General features: G+C 37.6%; 15 protein-coding genes. 7 read left to right on the forward strand and 8 right to left on the reverse strand.

Features of this window, described 5'->3' with window-relative positions; all coding sequences use genetic code 11:
- Window positions 1–5: 5 nt before the first annotated feature.
- Window positions 6–851 carry an SDR family NAD(P)-dependent oxidoreductase gene (locus DJ533_RS17910; RefSeq protein ID WP_065994484.1) on the reverse strand — a complete coding sequence of 282 codons (846 nt, stop codon included), beginning with the start codon at window positions 849–851 and terminating at the stop codon, window positions 6–8.
- A 202-nt stretch (window positions 852–1,053) separates the two neighbouring features.
- On the opposite strand from DJ533_RS17910, the gene DJ533_RS17915 reads away from it, so the two are divergent.
- From DJ533_RS17915 to phoR, 3 genes are all read left to right on the forward strand, one after another.
- Window positions 1,054–1,758 carry a TetR/AcrR family transcriptional regulator gene (locus tag DJ533_RS17915; RefSeq protein ID WP_065994485.1) on the forward strand — a complete coding sequence of 235 codons (705 nt, stop codon included), beginning with the start codon at window positions 1,054–1,056 and terminating at the stop codon, window positions 1,756–1,758.
- Window positions 1,759–1,981: 223 nt separating this feature from the next.
- Window positions 1,982–2,692 (forward strand): phosphate regulon transcriptional regulator PhoB, encoded by a 711-nt coding sequence (gene phoB, locus DJ533_RS17920; RefSeq protein ID WP_065994486.1) that lies wholly within the window; start codon window positions 1,982–1,984, stop codon window positions 2,690–2,692.
- Window positions 2,693–2,712: 20 nt separating this feature from the next.
- Window positions 2,713–4,071 carry a phosphate regulon sensor histidine kinase PhoR gene (phoR, locus tag DJ533_RS17925; protein ID WP_065994487.1) on the forward strand — a complete coding sequence of 453 codons (1,359 nt, stop codon included), beginning with the start codon at window positions 2,713–2,715 and terminating at the stop codon, window positions 4,069–4,071.
- A gap of 91 nt (window positions 4,072–4,162) precedes the next feature.
- Here the strand turns inward: phoR and asd are convergent, their stop codons facing one another.
- The 3 genes from asd to pncB form a co-directional block, all read right to left on the reverse strand.
- Window positions 4,163–5,014 carry an archaetidylserine decarboxylase gene (gene asd / locus DJ533_RS17930; protein WP_065994488.1) on the reverse strand — a complete coding sequence of 284 codons (852 nt, stop codon included), beginning with the start codon at window positions 5,012–5,014 and terminating at the stop codon, window positions 4,163–4,165.
- Window positions 5,011–5,859, reverse strand: coding sequence for a sulfurtransferase (locus tag DJ533_RS17935; protein ID WP_065994489.1), 849 nt, complete (start codon window positions 5,857–5,859; stop codon window positions 5,011–5,013). The genes asd and DJ533_RS17935 overlap by 4 nt, the downstream gene beginning before the upstream one ends.
- A 107-nt stretch (window positions 5,860–5,966) precedes the next feature.
- Window positions 5,967–7,178, reverse strand: coding sequence for a nicotinate phosphoribosyltransferase (pncB, locus tag DJ533_RS17940; protein WP_065994490.1), 1,212 nt, complete (start codon window positions 7,176–7,178; stop codon window positions 5,967–5,969).
- 308 nt (window positions 7,179–7,486) lie between these two features.
- Here pncB and DJ533_RS17945 point away from each other — a divergent pair, with 308 nt between their 5' ends.
- A complete protein-coding gene (locus DJ533_RS17945; RefSeq protein ID WP_065994491.1) occupies window positions 7,487–7,843 on the forward strand; it encodes a roadblock/LC7 domain-containing protein in 357 nt (118 codons plus the stop codon).
- An 83-nt stretch (window positions 7,844–7,926) separates the two neighbouring features.
- Here the strand turns inward: DJ533_RS17945 and DJ533_RS17950 are convergent, their stop codons facing one another.
- Window positions 7,927–8,112 carry a ribbon-helix-helix domain-containing protein gene (locus DJ533_RS17950; protein ID WP_065994492.1) on the reverse strand — a complete coding sequence of 62 codons (186 nt, stop codon included), beginning with the start codon at window positions 8,110–8,112 and terminating at the stop codon, window positions 7,927–7,929.
- Window positions 8,113–8,594: 482 nt separating this feature from the next.
- On the opposite strand from DJ533_RS17950, the gene dtd reads away from it, so the two are divergent.
- Complete coding sequence (dtd, locus tag DJ533_RS17955; protein ID WP_065994493.1) at window positions 8,595–9,035, forward strand: D-aminoacyl-tRNA deacylase; 441 nt, start codon at window positions 8,595–8,597, stop codon at window positions 9,033–9,035.
- A 176-nt stretch (window positions 9,036–9,211) separates the two neighbouring features.
- Here dtd and DJ533_RS17960 read toward each other — a convergent pair whose 3' ends face one another.
- The 3 genes from DJ533_RS17960 to serB form a co-directional block, all read right to left on the reverse strand.
- Entirely contained in the window at window positions 9,212–9,697 is a 486-nt protein-coding gene (locus tag DJ533_RS17960; protein ID WP_065994494.1) for an SCP-2 sterol transfer family protein, read from the reverse strand.
- 188 nt (window positions 9,698–9,885) lie between these two features.
- Window positions 9,886–10,200, reverse strand: coding sequence for an AciT family ciprofloxacin tolerance protein (gene aciT / locus DJ533_RS17965; RefSeq protein WP_065994495.1), 315 nt, complete (start codon window positions 10,198–10,200; stop codon window positions 9,886–9,888).
- 422 nt (window positions 10,201–10,622) lie between these two features.
- Window positions 10,623–11,843, reverse strand: a complete 1,221-nt coding sequence (serB, locus tag DJ533_RS17970) for a phosphoserine phosphatase SerB (protein WP_065994496.1) — start codon at window positions 11,841–11,843, stop codon at window positions 10,623–10,625.
- Between the two features lie 77 nt (window positions 11,844–11,920).
- On the opposite strand from serB, the gene DJ533_RS17975 reads away from it, so the two are divergent.
- Window positions 11,921–13,210, forward strand: coding sequence for a hypothetical protein (locus DJ533_RS17975; protein ID WP_065994497.1), 1,290 nt, complete (start codon window positions 11,921–11,923; stop codon window positions 13,208–13,210).
- A gap of 288 nt (window positions 13,211–13,498) precedes the next feature.
- Window positions 13,499–14,611 (forward strand): bifunctional 3,4-dihydroxy-2-butanone-4-phosphate synthase/GTP cyclohydrolase II, encoded by a 1,113-nt coding sequence (ribBA, locus tag DJ533_RS17980; RefSeq protein ID WP_065994498.1) that lies wholly within the window; start codon window positions 13,499–13,501, stop codon window positions 14,609–14,611.
- Window positions 14,612–14,629: the final 18 nt, after the last annotated feature.

The following is a 14,629-nucleotide window of genomic DNA, read 5'->3' on the forward strand; positions in this document are numbered from 1 at the left end:
ATCAATTATTTTGGTTCAAAACGCTTGGTGAGCTTTGTTAAACCTGTTGCTAACCTTTGATAGCCAGTTGGTAGTAAACGTTGTGCCAAATCCACAATCACTGCATCCCCACCAATCAATAAACGGCGTTTATCTGCAAGCACTGCATCCAAAATTTCTTGTGCTGCTTCTACTGCAGGTTTACGCAGGAGTTTATTGAAGGCTTTTGCTGATTTCTCAGGGTGCATCCCTAATTTTTTCACGCTCTCACTCAAACGCGCATCATTTGCAATATTGGTACGAATCCCACCTGGATGCACGCAAAGCGCAGACACACCACATTTCTCAATATCAAGTTCTTGACGTAATGACTCAGTAAAACCACGTACCGCAAATTTGGTTGCATTATAGCCAGACTGGGTCGGTTGTGCGGTTAAACCAAAGATACTTGAGGTATTAATGATGTGACCATCACCTGTTTTCTTGATGTATGGTAAAAATTCTTTGGTACCATAAACCACACCCCAGAAGTTAATACCCACAATCCATTCTAGTTCTTCATAACTTTCGCCTTCTACCGTTGCACCAAGCGCGACACCAGCATTATTGAAAATCATATTTACAGAGCCATGATTTTGAACAGTTTCTTCTGCCCACGATTTTACTTCTTGTTGTTTTGCAACGTTTACTTTTTTAGATGTGACACGCACATTATAAGGCTTTACTAATTCTAAAGTTTCAGCCAAACCCTTTTCATTGACATCACTGATTGATAAATGACAGCCTTGTTTTGCCAATAAAACTGCCAATTGCTGTCCCATACCTGAACCTGCACCTGTAATCGCAGCGACTTTATTTTTAAAATTTTTCATTGAGTTTCCTTGTTTGAATTCTTTAGTACGTATTTTATATACATACACTCAGTGCTACACTATAATTTTGACAATGACTATTGTCAATATAATATGTTAAGCTTTTGCTTGTTGATGAGTTGCTCAGAAGTATGACGTAAATTTCAACTATTTTTATTGATCAAATATTGCTATTTGCACACTTAATTTGGCACAAATTCATATGACTACAGATTTTTTAAATGACACCAATTCACAGTTGCAAAAAGCAAGCACATCTAAAAAATTGGTAAAAGAAAGACAATTTAAAGGCATGTCTTTGTCTGAACGAAAGTTAGCACGCCGTGCAAAACTGATTGAGGCAGGAATTGAAACCTACGGTACGCAAGGCTTTTTCTCAGTTACTGTGAAGGATGTCTGTAATGAGGCAAAACTGACAGAACGCTATTTCTATGAATCTTTTAAGAAAAGTGAAGAATTATTCCAAACAATCTTTTTACAGTTAATTGATCAATTACAACAAACTGTAATGCAAGGAGTGATGCAAGCCTCTCCTGATTCTAAAAAAATGATTCACTCAGGCTTATTTGCATTGTTTTCGATGTTAAAGGCTGATCCACGTATGGCACGCATTATTTATGTGGATGCGATGTTGGTACAAGAATTACATAATCAAGCCACCATTCATGAAACCATGGGACGTTTTGATCGTATGATTCATGCCTTTGTCATGCTGATGATGCCGCGAATTAACTACAGTGAGCAAGAAATTTCTTTGGTTTCGACAGGACTGAATGGTTATGTGACACAGATTGCTGTGCGTTGGGTGATGGGTGGATTTAAACTTTCCGTAGAACAAGTGGTGTTTGCTTGTGAAACTGTTTTTTTATCATTATTGGATTCTTTTTCTGAAAAACAAAGTGCTTAAATATACCAAATTTGTATGACGGGTTATTTTTATTCAAACTATGAAACTAAACAATCCTGATTATTTCATGGAATATTCATATAACTTCACAGGTTTTGTCACAAAATTTTGCAAAAAATAGCCGATATCTTTTTTTTGCAATGATACTGTCATAATTAATCTTTGTAATAAGCCTGTCATAAATAATAAAACGGTTCACCGTTCATACATAGGATATTGCGTTGTGAAAGATGACTATATTTTAATCGTCGATGACGAACTTCCGATTCGAGAGATGATCCATACATCATTAGATATGGCTGGCTTTCAATGCTTACAAGCTGAAGATGCCAAACAAGCGCATCAAATGATCGTAGACCAACGACCAGCACTGATCCTATTGGATTGGATGATGCCTGGTGGCGTAAGTGGCGTAGACTTATGTCGCCGCTTAAAGCGTGATGAAAATTTGGCTGAAATTCCCGTGATTATGCTGACTGCGCGTGGTGAAGAAGATCATAAAGTACAAGGTTTAGATGCTGGTGCTGATGACTATATGACCAAACCCTTTTCAACTCGTGAATTGGTTTCTCGTATTAAAGCTGTTTTACGCCGTGCCAATGCACTGAGTGGGGAAAAATCAATTGATGCAAATGGTTTAATTCTAGATCCAGTTAGCCAACGTGTGAGCTTTGGCGATAGCATTTTAGAAATGGGACCAACTGAATACCGTCTTTTGGCATTCTTTATGACCCACCCAGAACGTGCTTATACACGTGCACAACTGCTTGACCAAGTTTGGGGCGGAAATGTCTATATTGAAGACCGTACCATTGATGTGCATATTCGTCGTTTGCGTAAAGTGTTAGAACCTTATGGTGCTGACCGTTATGTACAAACAGTTCGTGGTACAGGATACCGTTTTTCTACACGTGCTGATGTTGCTTTAGGTTAAATTTAGGTCAATTTTGTTTTATGTATGAACCCTACCCCGTCCCCGATCTTGCACGAGACCATAAAAAGTTTCGCTATAGCAGTTTGTGGACATTTGCCAAACAAGATTTACGCCTACTTGCATTTCTTTTAGTCATCGGATGCTTCATAGGCGTCGGGATAGGGTATTTTTGGATCTGTATTTCACTGGCATTTGCGATCTTTTTTATATTTCAACTGCGTTCTTTGTATTTGGTCAATGAATGGATTTCCAATCGCCCCTATGATGTCCCGCCAAACTTAAGCGGGATATGGGGTGCATTGCTGTTCAATGTCTATCGGGCACAGCGCCAAGAACGTGTCGTACAAGCAGAAATGGTGGGTCTAATTGACCGAGCACAATCTTCCTTGGTTGCATTGGCAGAAGCCGTGATTTTAACCGATGAATTACATCAAATCGAATGGTGGAATCCTGCTGCTGAGAGATTACTTGGCATTCAAATGTCAGATCGGGGTCGCAATATCTTGACCATTATTCGTCAACCGAGTTTTATTGAGTATTTTAATAATATAGACCAATCACCTGATGGCATTAAAATAAAATCAACGGTTTATGATGAACATTATGTCCAAATTAAACTCACACGTTTTGGTAGTGAAAGCCGTTTATTGGTCGCCTATGACGTCACACGTGTGCATAACTTAGAACAAATGCGTAAAGATTTTGTCGATAATATTTCGCATGAATTACGTACACCACTGACTGTGTTGAGTGGCTATATCGAAACATTTACCGACCAAGAAGACTTAAATCCTCGTTGGAAACGTGCTTTCGATCAAATGCATTCGCAAACACGCCGTATGAATGCACTCGTCAATGATTTATTGTTGTTATCTCGTCTTGAGGGCAATAAACAAATTGCCAAAAATCAAATTATTGAAATGCCAAGTTTGATGAATCAATTATTTGATGATGCACAAGCTTATAATGTCGATTATGGGCATACCTTAAATTTGGATATCGACAGTCATTGTGATTTGATCGGTTCAGACACTGAACTTGCTAGCGCTTTCAGCAACTTAATTACCAATGCAATTAAATATACGCCTAAAGGTGGTTCAGTGACTATGGGCTGGCATGATGATGGTCAACATGGTTATTTTACAGTACAAGACACAGGCATTGGCATTGACCCAAAACATTTACCACGTTTGACTGAGCGTTTTTATCGTGTTGACAGCGCACGCAGTCGCCAAACGGGCGGTACAGGTTTAGGTTTAGCAATTGTGAAGCATGTACTCATGCAACATAATGCTTATTTAGAAATTGATTCTATTGAAAACCAAGGCTCTACCTTTAGAGTCGTATTTCCGAAAGAACGTTTATATAAACCTGAATGATTTTTGTTTTTATGGCTAAATCTTAGAATAAATGAAAGGTGAAGAATATAGCTTTCTTCACCTTTACTAAAAGCTACAGTTTGTTAAATGCTTATAAGGTATGCCCCAAAGCTTCACCCATAACCACCACTGAGTTGGCTTTAAATTGCGCATCCCAATTCATTTTATCGTGTTCAAATAAAACGATCGCCGTTGAACCCAAATAAAAACGTCCTAATTCATCGCCTTTTTCAAGTTTTAAGTCATGGTGATTTAACTCTAAACGACCAGATGGTTTGACTTTGCCTGTTGCGACAGTTTCAATTCCTGCCACGATCATTGCACCCACTAAAACCACCGCCATACGCCCTAGTTCAGTATCAAACAAACAGACCATACGTTCATTACGCGCAAATAAACCTGGTACATTTTCCGCAGTGGTTTGATTCACTGAAAATAATTCGCCTGGGATATATAAAGTTTCAGTTAATGTCCCTGCAAAAGGCATGTGTACACGATGATAATCACGCGGTGACAAATAAACCGTGGCAAATTCACCATTTTTAAATGGTGCAGCAAGTTGTGGATCACCAATTAGTTTTTCAACAGAAAAACTTTGTCCTTTGGCTTGAAATACATCGCCTTCTTTCACTTTACCCAATTGTGAAATTGCACCATCCGCAGGTGAAACGATGCTGCTTGCATCTGCATCAATTTCACGCACGCCATCTTTTAAAGCACGGGTAAAAAACTCATTAAATGATTTATATTTTAAGGCATCGGTTTGCTGTGCAATCGACATATCAATGCCATATTGTGCTTTAAAAGCTTGAATCACAACATTTTTAACAATCGGATTTTCACTAGCAGCAAGCTTACCCACAACACGGCTGAGCTGTTGCTGCGGTACTAAATTTTGTGCACGAATAAAGAGTTGTTTTTTTAAGTTTGAGGTCAGACTCACGAAGGTGATTCTCCACTAATAATAGGACTGTCGAGGCGATTGCCCCATTCGCTCCACGCACCATCATAAGCTTGAATGTTCCAATCGAGTAATCGACCTAAGATATATGCCAATCCTGAACGATGGTGTGATTGACAATACACCACCACAGGTTGATCCAAATGAAAGCCCAATTGTTTTAAACGTTGTTGCGTGCGTTCTAAAGGATGTAATTTTAAATGATTTTGACGATTAATTGCAGTACTCCATTCAAAATGTCGTGCATTGGGAATATGACCACCACGTCTGGCTGCTAAACGTTGTCCTGTATATTCTTCTGTCGTACGACAATCCCACACTTGTACTGCACTTTGTTGTACTTTGTCTAATAATTGATCATATTTAATTCTATATTTTTCTATATTTTTAAAATCTATTTTGACCAAATTATTCACTTTTTTAAATTCTTCTACTTCCGAGGAAGTCGGTAATCCTGCGCCCAACCACGCATGAATACCGCCATTCAGCAAACTGACATTTTCAAAGCCTAAACAATGTAAATTCCAAATCAAGCGTCCTGCCCATGCCCCACCTTCATCATCATAAACCACCACATGATGTGTAGGAGAAATATTCAAATAATCTATCAAGGCACGCAAACCATGTTCATCTGGCAATAAACCTGAAGCATGTTCTTCCTGACGCACCAAAAGATTTGGCTTTAAATGTAAGGTATGCGGAATATGCAGCTGTTCATAAACCGAACTCCGACTCAGATCAACAATGCGTAACTGTTCATGTCCCAAATAAGGCACCAACTGTTCAGCATCAATCAACAAATCAAAATTAAAAGGTGAGGCAGTCATAAGATTTTTTGAATTTTAACAGTTTATATTGATGATCTTAGCATAGTCTTTTTTACAATTTTGCTGATTTTATGCTTTTCTATAGCAAAAAATCAGCTATAGATTTTCTACTCAACACTTGGTTCTTGTATTTCAAAAACTTGTCGTAAATAAGCCAAGAATGTGTCATTGTCTGTCATGGTTTTTCCTGGACTATCTGAAATTTTTGCTACCGACTGACCATTACACTCCACTAATTTTAAAACAATATTCAGTGGTGTTTGCCCCATGTCATTGGTCAAGTTGGTCCCGATCCCGAAGCTGACTTGAAAACGATCTTTAAAATATTGATACAACGCCCAAGCACGCTCTAAATCTAAACCATCACTAAAGGTTAACATCTTGGTTTTGGTATCAATTTTTAGTTTACGATAGTGCTGATAGGCTTTATCCCCCCACTCAAATGGATCACCACTATCATGGCGCAAGCCATCAAATAGCTTCGCAAAATACAAGTCAAAATCACGCAAAAAGGCATCCATTCCCACGACATCGGTCAACGCAATACCCAAATCACCACGATACTCCTGTACCCATGTTTCTAGCGCTGATTTTTGGAAATCACGCAACCGAACATCTAAGGCTTGAAATGCTTGTAAAAATTCATGTGCCATTGTACCGATTGGAAAAATTTTTAACTCTTTGGCGATCAAGACATTACTGGTACCACGAAATACATTTGGTACCGCATCATGGAAAGTTTCAATCACATGACGTTGCCAATCTAAACTATAGCGGCGGCGTGTTCCAAAATCTGACACCAAAAATGGCGGATCATTCGGTTGCATTTCTGCTTCATATTTCTTCATCAACGCCACTTTGGCTTGTAAACGACGTTCACCTTCCGCTAACACTGCATCTGAACGAATACGGTGGAAATACAATTCATTGACGATTGCCAATACAAAAATTTCAAACATCATCGCTTGTACCATTGGACCTTCCACCCAAATGTCCAAACGACCTTGTTCATCGATTCCAGCTTTAATAAAGCGACGTTTTAATTGAAATAATTCTAAATAATCAACGAAATCACTTTTGATAAAACGCAAACTACGTAAATATTGTAATTCATCTTCTTTAAAGTTCAGTTGACAAAGATAATCTAGCTGTTCATTCAAATCATCTAAAATATCCGTCAATGGATACGCTGTATCTTGCAAGTTTCGGCAACGGAAATGATATACGCTGTGTGTTTGTGGGAATTTATGAAGCACCACTTGCAACATTGTAAACTTGTACAAATCCGTATCAAGCAATGACTGAATGATGGGTTGCATATTTGATCCAATTAATCTGTATCCTCTCACTATAAAAACTAAATCCAAACTTGCAAATCAAAAAATAGATTATTGACTGTTTCTTTTACAAAAATCTGACGACTTTGCTGAACAGTTTCATCTTAGTTTATTTTTAAATTATTAACATATTATTATAATTAAATATTATTTAATAAATTAAAATTAATATTCATTGAAATAAAATATTTTTTAAATTAACATTTAATGCGATATAAATGTATTTTAAAAAATACTAAAAAATACTTTTTATATTTCAAAATACAATGGGAAAATGTAGGAAAGCTATTATGGCAAAACTTAATTTAGATGCATTAAATGAAATTGATGGTGTAGTTGCAGCAGCTTTAGTTGATAGTTCAAGTGGTTTAGCACTTGCTGCGATAGGATCTGGTTTGGATTTAGAACTTGCAGCAGCAGGAAATACAGAAGTTATTCGTGCAAAACGTAAAGTTGCAAATGCATTAAAACTGAATGATAAAATTGAAGATGTTTTAATTACTTTAGGTAAGCAATATCATTTATTACGTCCATTAGATCGTAATGATGAGTTATTTTTATATTTGGTTTTAGATCGTCAAAAATCAAACCTCGCAATGGCTCGCCATGAATTACGTGCATTTGAAAAAGAACTTGATTTTTCATAATGTTATTGATACTGCCAGCACTTCAAAATGCTGGCAGTATTTTTATGTCTTTTATTAATTCAACACACTTTTCACCTTATTATTCATTTGCTCACAGTATTACTTTTCAATTTTGTGGCATATTCCACACCATGCGTTTGTAAATATTCACGAATCAATTGACGCACCACTTGTGATGGCGTGATATCTTGTTGATTACATAATTCTTCAAAAGCTTTTTTCTTGACTGGGTCAATCAAAATCGTTAATCGTGCAGTTTTATTTTCCACAACAGTTCCTTACCTTATTGGAGTTTATTATCATGAAATTATAATTAAAATATTATAAAAATTCATCAAAAATTATTAGTTTCGCCTAAATACTAAACATAATATACGTTACTCTATAATATTATTACAATATATTAAACAAACTAAACCCTATAAATATTTTTTAATTAAATTTAATAACGCTTTATTTTTAAACTTAGCACCAGTGAAATAAATTTTGTATTGATCAAAAGTATTTCATTGATTTTTTATTTTTACATTCTATCTGTAGAGTACCCTCCTTTTTTTAAGGTGAATATTTATATATTTTAATTGGATGAATTTTCACCTTTCCCAATCAGCAGTTTGTAAATATGCGTCCTTACCAACAAAACATCGAGTTTAGGTCAGCATCACACGATCATCTAAACTGTATCCTCAGCGTAGACATAGATAAGTTTGCTAGAATTGGAATTTAGAGAATATGAAGTGGTTAAAAGGCTATGCGTGCGTTGTTACAACGGGTTTTAGAGGCGAAAGTTGTTGTTGATGGTGAAATAACAGGTCAAATTGAAAAAGGAATTTTAGTCTTTTTAGGTCTGGGCAAAGAAGATAACCTCGAAAAAGGTAAAAAGCTGATTGATAAAATTTTAAAATATCGTTTTTTTGATGATGAACAAGGCAAAATGGGCTGGAATGTCAGTCAAGCAGGAGGCGGAGTTTTATTGGTGTCTCAATTTACATTAATGGCACAGACTCAAAAAGGTTTACGTCCTGATTTTGGTCCTGCCATGCCGCCTGCGGAAGCTCAAGCACTCTATGAACAACTGGTTGACTATGCTCGCTCTCAGTTTAATCAAGTGCAGACAGGTATTTTTGCGGCAGATATGAAAGTGCATTTGGTCAATGATGGTCCTGTGACCTTTAATTTAGAAGTCGAATAAAATTTTTATTCGTTCGACCTTATTTACTATAAAATTTTTTACTAGTTTAAAATCATTACTTAGTACAAGGTGAAATAAATTCAACCAGTAGTTTTGCGCTTACAAAACTTAAATTATTACATGCTTTGCTCGCGTATAAAAACTGATGTTGCTATCCAACATCAGTTTTAAATTTTTTAGAATGAGCGACCTGTCTTTTCTTTTAAGAATTGACGTGCTGAAGCAATCTTTTCTTTTACAGGTTTTGGTACTTTTGGTGGAATCAGTTTCGCAACTTGGTTAAACCACACCAATAAGCTGAAATCACCTTCCATTTTGATACTGCCGTTTTGCATTCCTGTCATAAAAGCACTTGGATCACCTTTGACTAAAGTTTTGACACCTTGTTCGCTGTCAGCAAATTGCAGGATAAAATCTGCTTTTTCTGCATCTCCTGAAACTGATTCGATCTGACCGTTATTGACCATAATTTGACGAGCCACGCCTAGATCAGTACCGATTTGGATACGGAATTGACGATCATGGGTCAATTCAATAAATTTCGGACTGGTACGTGCCAGTTGTTTCATACGCAATGCTAAGCCGAGTACCAATAGATCTAAAGGATCAGTACTTGCATCAACAATAGGTAACTTTACAACGGGTATTGAAGAAAGTTTCATGACATTTTAGCCTGTTGTTTTAATATAAAAAATTCACTCATCATCCTAGCATAACTTGCTATTTGCAATACAAGGCTGCTAACAAAACGATACGCAGAAAAAGGTATATCATTCGATATACCTTGAAAATGTCTTTTTGGTTATTTTATTGAACGCTTAAGTCAGTTATTAGCAAGAAATATTGTTTTTTATTCATCTTCATAAACAGGCGTATGCTCAATATATTGGCGATTTTGGAGTGCTTTTTGTGCCATTTTATCAGCACGCAATAGTAAAATAATCAAACCACTCATTGACACAATAATTGCCGTTAAATAACTATAAGGAATCGATAAATCAAAAAAATTCTGTACGTTAAACCGTATCGTCTCTAATATGCCCCAGAAAGCCATCCCAGCTAACATAAATCCTAACCAATGACGATAAGGAGAGAAGAACACAGCAGTCAACGCTACGGCAATCAGACTAAATCCAATCCATGTTGCCCATGTCGCTGTTAGCATAAAAACCTCCGTCAAAATGAAGCCCTCACCGTTGAAAAAGGGAGCACACCACAATTTTCATCAAGCCAATATTTTTCTTTACAATCTTACTAACGCTTATGTTGTGCATTATGGCGATTTTTTTTAGGAAAAAAATACCTATTTTTAGGTAAAACGACACACTTTGTCGTTATATTCTTTTGTCATTACATTTTTTTATTTTTAAATTTTAGTAATTTCTAATCCGCATCAGTCTTTGCTTGTCATTACAAAAAAATACACTGTCATTTTGTCTAAAAACAACTTTTTTCGATCTATTTCATCTATAAAGTGAATACCCACTTCCTTCACATCAAAAAGATAAAAAATATTATTTATCAAACAAAAAAGAGCAACACAAAGCTACTCTTTTTCATCTAACTGACATCTTTTAAGGTTGCATCTTAGGCACGGTTTAAATCTTTGTCATGCACGCCTAAAAGATATAAAACACCATCTAAACCCACACTAGAAATTGCCTGATTGGCGTTTTGACGCACTAAGGGTTTCGCACGGAATGCTACACCTAGACCAGCAATAGAAAGCATCGGTAAATCATTTGCACCATCACCTACTGCAATCGCTTGTTCTAATGAAATGCCCATTTTTTCAGCCAATTCGGTCAGTAATAATGCCTTACGTGCACCATCCACAATATGCCCTTTGACTTCGCCTGTGACCATACCATTTTGTACATCTAAAACATTGGCATGGACTTCATCAATACCGAGTTTTGCTTGTAAATATTCAGCAAAATATTGAAAGCCACCTGACAAAATCGCAGTTTTATAACCCAGTGATTTTAAGGTTCTGATCAAACGCTCAGCACCCTCTGTCACCGTTAAGCGTTCTGCAATTTTAGGGAGAACAGAAGCATCTAAACCTTTCAGTAAAGCAACACGGGCACGGAAACTTTGTTGAAAATCAAGCTCACCTTGCATGGCACGTTCAGTAATTTCGGCAACTTGATCACCTACTCCTGCTTCAATGGCAAGCTCATCAATCACTTCTTGTTCGATCAACGTAGAGTCCATATCAAAACAGACTAAACGGCGATTACGACGGTAAGCATTGTCCTCTTGTACTGCAACGTCAATACTCGACTCCGCAGATAAACGCAAACATGCAGCACGCATCGCTGCTGCATCGAGCATTTGACCACTTAGGCCAAACTGAACACACGAACGTTTAGGCTCATTTTCCTGCCCATTTCGCTCTGGTCGACCAGAAAGTCGAGTGACTGTTTCGATATTGAAACCTTGACTAGACACAATATTTGTTACTGCTTGTAAATGTGCAGCCGTCAGTTCAGGTGCTAAAGCCGTTACAATATAACGGGTTCTGCCTCCTTCACTCACCCATTGATCATATTCCGCACCCGCAATCGGTTTAAAACGAACGGTTAATCCGATATCGTGTGCTAAAATAAGGATATCTTTCATGGCTAAAGCCGTGGCGGTTTGGTCATCTGACGAAACCACAATCCCTAAAGTCAATTGGTTATGAATGACTGCCTGCCCTACATCTAATATTTGCAAAGAATGTACGGACAACACTTGCATTAATCGAGTAAACTGATTGGGTTGGTCAGGTCCTAAAAATGATATAAGAATGATTTCTCGCATGAATTGACTCGGGTCTGAGCTACAACTATTGTTAGAATCATAATCGAAATCGAATATTTTTTCTTTGGAAGTTTACGTTGAATGCGCCAAGACAAGGGCTATTTGCTAGCCTACTGATTATAAGTTTTGCTTTACATACCTTTTTGTTGGTAATTGCAACAACTCATCAACTTAATGAGAACCGCGCAAGCCAAGGTCAACTCATGACCAGTCAATTGGTTGCGGACAGCCTTTCTGAACTTGAACCAGCCAATACGGTGTCACTGGCATTACTGGCAAATCGCTATGCGACCAATCCAAGTGTAGCCTCTATTCGGATTTTAGATGCTCAAAAACAAGTGCTTGCAACCAGCGGTTTAGCCAAAACTCGTCAAGGTGAAGTCTTTGTTCGTGATGCACTGCAAAATGAGAAAAAAGTCGGTAGTATCGAAATCACCCTCATTAAGCCAAGTATTGGTGAAATTTTAAGAACCCAATGGTTGGCAATTTTAGTTTCGTTCATCATTCATGGTCTAGTTTGGCTAGCATATCGTGCCATTGCACGTCCAACACGCAGTGAATTACTTACACGTTTAAACAAAGAAGCACGCTTAAAACATGAAATTCAACAACTCATGGAAGCTTTAGAAGCTGAAAAAGCCGATAAGACTTTGGCAATTGCCCAAATCAAACAACAAGCCAATAAGCCCAAACCATTAAAAGTTGAGTTACCAGTCGAATTTGATAAAGAACAAGCCGCACTTGCACTCAATATTCAGTATTACGATCCAAAACAATTGATGAATACCGTTAGCCAATCTGTGTCTGTGCCATATTTTAATTTATGCCAAATTTTCTTAAATAAAAGTATTGAACTCTCAGCACAACACTTCAAACTTAATTCTAAAGATTTCATTGTTCATCAAGAGTTTAATCAACAAGGTGCTTTACTGACCATTGCTGCGGACAAACCGAATGCTGCACATTGTATTTTAATGATTGGCTCTGTTTTCCAACTGTTATCAGATGTTTTATATAAGCGTTATCGTGAAGACAAACGTTTTGTGCTACAAACTCGCTGTGCCGTGACCACTGAAGTTGAAGCCATGCAACTTGATGCCATGCAAGCGGCTGATCGTCTAACTCATCATCTGATTGCCAAAGAAATGGCTTTGTATTTGAGTAATGATTTACTCAAACAAATTGGTGAAAATTACCAGTTGGTGTCAATGCCAAACCCGACCAATGTTCTGACTCGACATGCCTTTATGATCAATGGCATGAATGCAGAATCTGCTGAACTTGCACAAAATCTGCGTACTGAAATTTTAAAAGGTAAAAAGAAAAATACCGCCTCTAATGATAATACGCGTGTTTCAGTTTCATAAATTTGTATAAGCTCAGCTCAAAAGCACTTTTAAAATAAAGTGCTTTTTTATGGATATCTATTTTTATCATATTGGATAATAAAATTTTGCTAAACATCTGCTGAACAATTAAGCGAAATTGCCATAAAAATACAAGCACATACTTTCCATTTAGCTATAGCCTTGTGTATAACTATGTTTCTCAAAGGAATATGATAAGCATAGGCAAAACACCATAAAACACGGTAGACTATGCCCCAATGAATTAAATGAAAATGTCACATAGACAGAACAAAAAGGTGAAGCTTGATGCCGCTCAATACTGTTGAAGAGCTTGTAGCAGATATCCGCGCAGGAAAAATGGTTATCCTGATGGATGATGAGGATCGTGAAAATGAGGGCGATCTGGTTATTGCAGCAACTCATGTACGCCCTGAAGACATCAACTTTATGATTACCCACGCACGTGGATTGGTGTGTCTGACTTTAAGTCGTGATCGTTGTAAACAATTAGATCTACCGTTAATGGTGGATAGCAATGGCGCACAGCACGGTACCAACTTTACCTTGTCGATTGAAGCAGCTGATGGCATTACCACAGGAATTTCTGCTGCGGAACGTGCGCATACCATTCAAACTGCGGTTGCAGCACATGCTAAACCAACGGATATTGTTCAACCTGGGCATATTTTCCCACTCATGGCGCAACCAGGGGGTGTACTACACCGAGCAGGTCATACTGAGGCAGGTTGTGATTTAGCACGCTTAGCAGGACTTGAACCAGCCTCTGTAATTTGTGAAATTATTAATGAAGATGGCACGATGGCTCGTCGTCCTGATCTTGAAGTATTTGCCGAAAAACATGGCATTAAAATGGGCACCATTGCGGATCTGATTCATTATCGTATGACCAACGAACAGACCGTTGAGCGTTTAGACCAACAAGACATTGAAACTGAATACGGTACATTTAGTTTGCATCGTTATCGTGAAATTGGTAATCCAGATATTCACCTAGCATTGGTCAAAGGCGAACCGAAAGATGGCATCACTACTGTGCGTGTACATGGTTTCAATCCTGCACGTGACTTATTAAAACTCAATAAGAAAGAGGGTGAAGCTGCGTGGAACTTAGACAAAGCACTGAAAACCATTGCCAAAAGTGAACGTGGCGTTTTAGTGTGGATCGGTCAGCGTCATTTGTCTGATTTGGGACCTGCTTTAGAAGCCTTAAGCAAACCCAAACCAACCAAATCCAATGCTGCTCTTTCACAACAATATCAAACCATTGGTGTGGGGGCACAAATTTTACGTGATCTCGGTGTTGAGAAAATGAAACTCCTCAGCTCGCCATTACGTTTTAATGCATTATCAGGTTTTAACTTAGAAGTGGTAGAATACGTTACCGCTGATCAAGCCTAAAACCCTGCTTGTTTAGAA

This window comes from Acinetobacter defluvii, assembly GCF_001704615.3.
GTDB classification, from domain to species: domain Bacteria; phylum Pseudomonadota; class Gammaproteobacteria; order Pseudomonadales; family Moraxellaceae; genus Acinetobacter; species Acinetobacter defluvii.

Excerpts from the sequence above, each read along its gene's own strand:
- serB (WP_065994496.1), bottom strand. The coding sequence starts at position 11,843 with ATGCGAGAAATCATTCTTATATCATTTTTAGGACCTGACCAACCCAAT.
- DJ533_RS17910 (WP_065994484.1), bottom strand. The coding sequence starts at position 851 with ATGAAAAATTTTAAAAATAAAGTCGCTGCGATTACAGGTGCAGGTTCA.
- dtd (WP_065994493.1), top strand. The coding sequence starts at position 8,595 with ATGCGTGCGTTGTTACAACGGGTTTTAGAGGCGAAAGTTGTTGTTGAT.
- phoR (WP_065994487.1), top strand. The coding sequence starts at position 2,713 with ATGTATGAACCCTACCCCGTCCCCGATCTTGCACGAGACCATAAAAAG.
- DJ533_RS17960 (WP_065994494.1), bottom strand. The coding sequence starts at position 9,697 with ATGAAACTTTCTTCAATACCCGTTGTAAAGTTACCTATTGTTGATGCA.
- pncB (WP_065994490.1), bottom strand. The coding sequence starts at position 7,178 with ATGCAACCCATCATTCAGTCATTGCTTGATACGGATTTGTACAAGTTT.
- DJ533_RS17915 (WP_065994485.1), top strand. The coding sequence starts at position 1,054 with ATGACTACAGATTTTTTAAATGACACCAATTCACAGTTGCAAAAAGCA.
- DJ533_RS17935 (WP_065994489.1), bottom strand. The coding sequence starts at position 5,859 with ATGACTGCCTCACCTTTTAATTTTGATTTGTTGATTGATGCTGAACAG.
- DJ533_RS17945 (WP_065994491.1), top strand. The coding sequence starts at position 7,487 with ATGGCAAAACTTAATTTAGATGCATTAAATGAAATTGATGGTGTAGTT.
- aciT (WP_065994495.1), bottom strand. The coding sequence starts at position 10,200 with ATGCTAACAGCGACATGGGCAACATGGATTGGATTTAGTCTGATTGCC.
- ribBA (WP_065994498.1), top strand. The coding sequence starts at position 13,499 with ATGCCGCTCAATACTGTTGAAGAGCTTGTAGCAGATATCCGCGCAGGA.